Origin of the sequence: Trebonia sp. (assembly GCF_049794275.1) — a bacterium.
Classification (GTDB): Bacteria; Actinomycetota; Actinomycetes; order Streptosporangiales; family Streptosporangiaceae; genus Trebonia.
Map to the genome: position 1 here is coordinate 1 of NZ_JBARCR010000901.1, position 5023 is coordinate 5023.

6 protein-coding genes are annotated in these 5023 nt (G+C 69.8%); 3 read left to right on the forward strand and 3 right to left on the reverse strand.

Annotation, left to right across the window (positions count from 1 at the left end; all coding sequences use genetic code 11):
* Positions 1-2: 2 nt before the first annotated feature.
* Positions 3-845 (reverse strand): SAM-dependent methyltransferase, encoded by an 843-nt coding sequence (locus tag WA805_RS23160; RefSeq protein ID WP_424561808.1) that lies wholly within the window; start codon positions 843-845, stop codon positions 3-5.
* A gap of 111 nt (positions 846-956) precedes the next feature.
* The gene (locus WA805_RS23165; protein ID WP_422291128.1) at positions 957-1802 is read right to left on the reverse strand and encodes an SAM-dependent methyltransferase; all 846 of its coding nucleotides are present in this window, start codon (positions 1800-1802) and stop codon (positions 957-959) included.
* Positions 1803-1839: 37 nt separating this feature from the next.
* Between WA805_RS23165 and WA805_RS23170 the strand changes: the two genes are divergently transcribed.
* From WA805_RS23170 to nusB, 3 genes are read left to right on the forward strand one after another with little or no spacing between them, the layout of a single operon-like run.
* Positions 1840-2919 (forward strand): M24 family metallopeptidase, encoded by a 1080-nt coding sequence (locus WA805_RS23170; protein ID WP_422282413.1) that lies wholly within the window; start codon positions 1840-1842, stop codon positions 2917-2919.
* A gap of 25 nt (positions 2920-2944) precedes the next feature.
* Positions 2945-3502: an elongation factor P gene (gene efp, locus WA805_RS23175; RefSeq protein ID WP_425239425.1), complete on the forward strand. Its 558-nt coding sequence runs from the start codon at positions 2945-2947 to the stop codon at positions 3500-3502.
* A complete protein-coding gene (gene nusB / locus WA805_RS23180; RefSeq protein ID WP_422282409.1) occupies positions 3503-3919 on the forward strand; it encodes a transcription antitermination factor NusB in 417 nt (138 codons plus the stop codon).
* An 11-nt stretch (positions 3920-3930) separates the two neighbouring features.
* Here nusB and WA805_RS23185 read toward each other — a convergent pair whose 3' ends face one another.
* On the reverse strand, positions 3931-4578 hold the full coding sequence (locus tag WA805_RS23185) for a hypothetical protein (RefSeq protein ID WP_422282407.1): 648 nt from the start codon (positions 4576-4578) through the stop codon (positions 3931-3933).
* Positions 4579-5023: the final 445 nt, after the last annotated feature.

Consider the following 5023-nt stretch of genomic DNA (forward strand, 5'->3'; position numbering starts at 1 on the left):
GCCTACGGCTTGCGCGCCACGCCGCCGTAGCAGCTGACCTCGCCCGGCGTCGGCCGGGGCGCGCGCGAGTCCGGCCGCCACTCCGACACGAGCACCACGCCGGGCGGCACCATCTCCAGGCCGGGGAACACCATCCGCGCGAACTGGTCGGAGTCGCGCGAGTTCATCGTGATGCCGGCGTCGAGGTAAGCCTGCTGCCCGCCGCCCACCGCGACGGGGTCGTGTTCCATCGTCATGTGCGAGGCGGCGAGGTAGCTGCCCGGCGGCAGCGCCTCGAGCAGCGTGCCTATCACCTCGTCGGGCTTGTCCTCGTCGCCAAGGAAGTGCAGCACCGCGATCAGCATCAAGGCGATGGGCTGGCTGAAGTCCAGCACCTCGCGCAGCAGCGGGCAGGACAGCATCCGCTCCGGCGAGCGCAGGTCGGCCTGCAGGTAGGCGGTCCGCCCCTCCGGTGACGAGGTGAGCAGCGCCCGCGCGTGCGTGAGCACCATGGGGTCGCTGTCGATGTAGGCGACCCGCGCCGACGGGGCGACGCGCTGCGCGACGTCGTGCACGTTGTTGGTGGCCGGCAGCCCCGACCCGATGTCGAGGAACTGCCTGATGCCCGCCTCGCCGGCGAGGTACTTCACGACCCGGCCAAGGAACTTCCTGTTCTCCCGCAGGCCTATCCGGCCCGCGGGCCACGACGCGAGCGCCTTGTCGGCGACCGCGCGGTCGGCGGCGAAGTGGTTCTTGCCCCCGATGTAGTAGTCGTACATCCGGGCCGGATGGGGCTTGCTCGTATCGATCTCCGACCGGGTGCCCTCGACCGCTGCGAAGGCCGTGGAATCCGCCGAACCCGCCACGCCGCACCTCCTGCCCCCGCATAGCCCCGTGGTCGATATCAGGGGACATTCTACGAGGGTCGCGATCACGGCAGTAGGGAAAAATTAGTTAACAGATTCATGCGAGGGTCGCTACGCAGGCATCAGGCATAACGGCTTGCGGCCGACCCCGCCGTAGCAGCCCACCTCGGCCGGGGTCGGCCGCGGGCCATCGGCCTCCGGCCGCCACTCCGACACCAGCGCCACACCAGGCGGCACCAGTTCGAGCCCGGAGAAGGCGAGCGCGGCGAACTCGCGGGACTCCCGCCGCTGCATGGGTATCCCCGCCTCCCGCATCGCGGCCTGCCCGCCGGTCGCGGAGTCGGGGGCGTGGTCGGTGACCAGGTGCGAGGCGACGAGATAGCTGCCCGGCGGCAGGGCGGCGGTCAGCGTCGAGAGGATCTTCGCCGGGCCGAACTCGTCAGGGACGAAGTGCAGGATCGCGACCAGGATCAGCGCGACGGGCTGGCTGAAGTCGAGCACCTCGCGCACCACGGGCGAGGAGAGGATGGCTTCGGGATCCCGCAGGTCGGCGTGGATGTAGGCGGTCCGTCCTTCCGGCGACGAGGTGAGCAGGGCGCGGGCGTGCGCGAGCACGAGCGGGTCGTTGTCGACGTACACGACGCGGGCCGACGGCGCGAATTCCTGGGCGACCTCGTGCACGTTGTTCGTGGTAGGCAGCCCGGTGCCGATGTCGAGGAACTGCCTGATGCCGGCTTCGGCGGCCAGGTACCTGACGGCGCGGCCGAGGAATGCCCTGTTCTCTCGCGCCGCGACCCGGATGGACGGCGAGTGCCGCAGCACCTTCGCCGCCGTCTGCCTGTCGGCCGCGAAGTGGTTCTTGCCGCCGATGAAATAGTCGTACATCCGGGCGGGATGGGGCCGGGACGTGTCGATCTCGGGCGGCGTTTCCTGCTCGCCTGATTCCGCGCTTCCCACGAGCGAATCGTATAACGGGGCGGCGTACAGTCGCGGTATGCCGCAAATCCACGCCGCCCGCCGCGCCCGCGCCCGGGAGATGGTGCGGGCGCTTGGCGCCGGGGCGGTGCTGGTCACCGCCAGGCCGAACGTGCGCTACCTCACCGGCCTGGCCAGCACGAACGCCGCGCTGCTGCTGCCAGCCGACGGCGCAGGGCTGCTGGCTACCGACTCCAGGTACGCGCTGGCCGCCCAGCGCGACGCGCCCGACCTGGAGCTGCTGATCGAGCGGTTCATCGAGGGCAAGCTGGCCACGGAGGCGGCCCGCCGCGGCGTCACGGTGCTGGCCTTCGAGGCGCAGGAGATGACGGTGGAGCGGCACGCGGCGATGACGCGGGACGCGGGGGTCACCACGGTCCCGTTCGGGAGAAAAATAGAAGAGCTCCGCATGGTGAAGGATGCTGAGGAGCTGGAGCTGCTCGCGACCGCGTGCCGGCTGAGCTCGCAGGCATTGGCTGACGTGCTTCCCCAGATCCGTCCTGGTTTGTCGGAACGTACGCTGGCTTCTCTCCTCGACTACCGCATGACCGAACTAGGGGCGGACGGCGTGGCGTTCGACACCATCGTGGCGAGCGGGCCGAACGGCGCGATCCCGCACCACGCGCCTACCGACCGGCCGCTGCGCCGCGGCGACCTGGTCACGATGGACTTCGGCGCGCTGTACCAGGGGTACCACGCGGACATGACCCGCACCGTGGCGGTCGGCGAGCCGGCCGGCTGGCAGCGGGACGTCTACGAGCTCGTCGCGGAGGCGCAGCGCACCGGGATCGAGGCGGTCGAGCCCGGCGCCGAGGCCGGCGCCGTGGACGCCGCCGCCCGCGAGGTGATCGAGGCGGCCGGGCACGCCGAGCACTTCCAGCACGGCCTCGGGCACGGCGTGGGGCTGGAGATCCACGAGGCCCCGATGCTGGGGTACGGCAGAACGGGTAAACTTGCGGACCGGGTTCCTGTCACCGTCGAGCCTGGCGTGTACCTGCCAGGCAAGGGCGGCGTCCGGATCGAGGACGTCCTGGTCGTGACGGCAGGCGGAGGAGCCCGCATCCTGACTTCGACCACCAGGGAACTGCTGGTCCTGTAGTTCTGTAGTAAATGGGAGACGACCCGTGGCAACCACGAACGACCTGAAGAACGGCATCACGCTCAACATTGACGGGCAGCTGTGGAGCGTTGTCGAGTTCCAGCACGTCAAGCCGGGCAAGGGGCCGGCCTTCGTGCGGACCAAGCTGAAGAACGTGATGTCCGGCAAGGTCGTGGACAAGACCTTCAACGCCGGCGTCAAGGTGGACGTGGCCAGCGTCGACAAGCGCGATATGCAGTACCTGTACCGCGAGGGCGACGACTTCGTGTTCATGGACATGACCGACTACGAGCAGCCGCGGATCCCGGCCGCCGTCGTCGGCGACGGCGCGAACTACCTGCTGGAGAACCAGACGGTCACGATCGCCTTCAACGAGGGCATCCCGCTGTACGTGGACCTGCCGGCCGCGGTGGAGCTGGTGATCGCGCAGACCGACCCTGGCCTGCAGGGCGACAGGTCCACTGGCGGCACCAAGCCGGCCACGCTGGAGACCGGCGCGACGGTCCAGGTCCCGCTGTTCATCTCCACCGGCGAGAAGGTCAAGGTAGACACCCGCACCGGCCAGTACCTCGGCCGCGCGTAGGTGGCCGCTCGCAGTAAGGCTCGCAAGCGGGCCCTGGACATCCTCTTCGAGGCGGAGCAGCGCAGGCTGCCCGTGCTCGAGCTGCTGTCGGAGCGCCAGTCGCTCGGCGAGACGCCGGTCCCCGAGTACGCGGCGGAGCTGGTCCGCGGCGTCACCGCGCACCAGCCGGAGATCGACAACCTGATCTCGGAGAACGCGGTGGACTGGACGCTGGAGCGGATGCCCGCGGTGGACAGGAACGTGCTGCGGCTTGGCGTCTATGAGCTGCTGTGGGCCGACGACGTGCCGGACGGAGTGGCCATCAGCGAGGCGGTGCTGCTCGCCCAGGACCTGTCGACGGACGCGTCTCCGGGGTTCGTGAACGGCTTGCTCGCCAGGATCAAGGACCTCAAGCCCACGTCGGCCCCTGAGCCGTAACCGGGCGGGACCTAGGCGGCGGAGAAGCGCAGCCGCAGGCCAAGGCGGCGCAGCACCGCGCGGAACCACACGAGGCACACGGCGGCGCCGACCAGCGTCAGGGCGACGGTGACTGCCGTGGACAGCAGCATGAACAGCTTGTACGGCTCGGTGACCATCATGACGGCCATGCCGAGCGTCAGCAGCAGGAACAGCCCGGCCCAGAACCACGTGGCGCCCTGGAAGAAGCGGTGCAGTCCCGGGTGGTGCGCCTCCGGCTGCTTGAGCGCCACGACCTCCTCGGCGAGCTGCGCGACCAGCGGCTTGCCGGTCGGCGCGGTCCGCGCGAACACCACGCACATCGCCAGGTTGGCGAGCGGGAACTGGAGCTGGAACATCCACATGTAGCCGGTGCTGATCGCCACCAGGGTCTGCACGGTCAGCACGAGCGCGGAGATCATCAGCAGCGCGGAGACCGAACCCGAGACGATCTTGCGGGTCACGAGGAGGAGCCACACCACCGCCGTCCCCGCGAGCAGGCCCGCGTCCGGGCTGACCAGGTCGGTGACCACGATCCAGGCGCCGAACGGAAGCCCGACGGACTCGGCCATGTTCCACGCGGCGGTCCATAGCAGGCGCCTCGGATGCGGCAGCTCGAGGTGTCCTGACGGGGCGGGCATGCGGACGAGCATACGGGTTGCCGGCGCCTCCGGGGGCGTCATTCGCGGATGGCGGCGTGTCGGATCTGTCGGCCCATTTGCACCGGTTCGCGAGGTCTCCACAGTCGTTACAACGGGAAGCGAGCTTCCCGAGTTCGCCCCCTTTATAACGATTGGTGACAGGTTAAGCGCATACGGTAGCCGGCATGTCGTTCCCCTGGCGGGGCCGGCTGCCAGCCATCCGCACTACAGTGAGACTGCGACAGCAACCTGGGAAGAGGTTTGGAATGACCGCAGAGGTTCCCGCGAAAGCCGTTCCCGGCATGCGCGGGCCCGACGCTGAGCGCAGGCGCGACGGAGCGCGGTCATCGCTGGTCTGGGACGTGCTTCAGGGCGTGATCGCCGCCCGGGCGGCGTCGCTCGGCCGGGGCGCCGGGGACGCCAGCGGCGCCGGGGACGCCGGGGA

Excerpts from the sequence above, each read along its gene's own strand:
- WA805_RS23170 (WP_422282413.1), top strand. The coding sequence starts at position 1,840 with ATGCCGCAAATCCACGCCGCCCGCCGCGCCCGCGCCCGGGAGATGGTG.
- WA805_RS23185 (WP_422282407.1), bottom strand. The coding sequence starts at position 4,578 with ATGCCCGCCCCGTCAGGACACCTCGAGCTGCCGCATCCGAGGCGCCTG.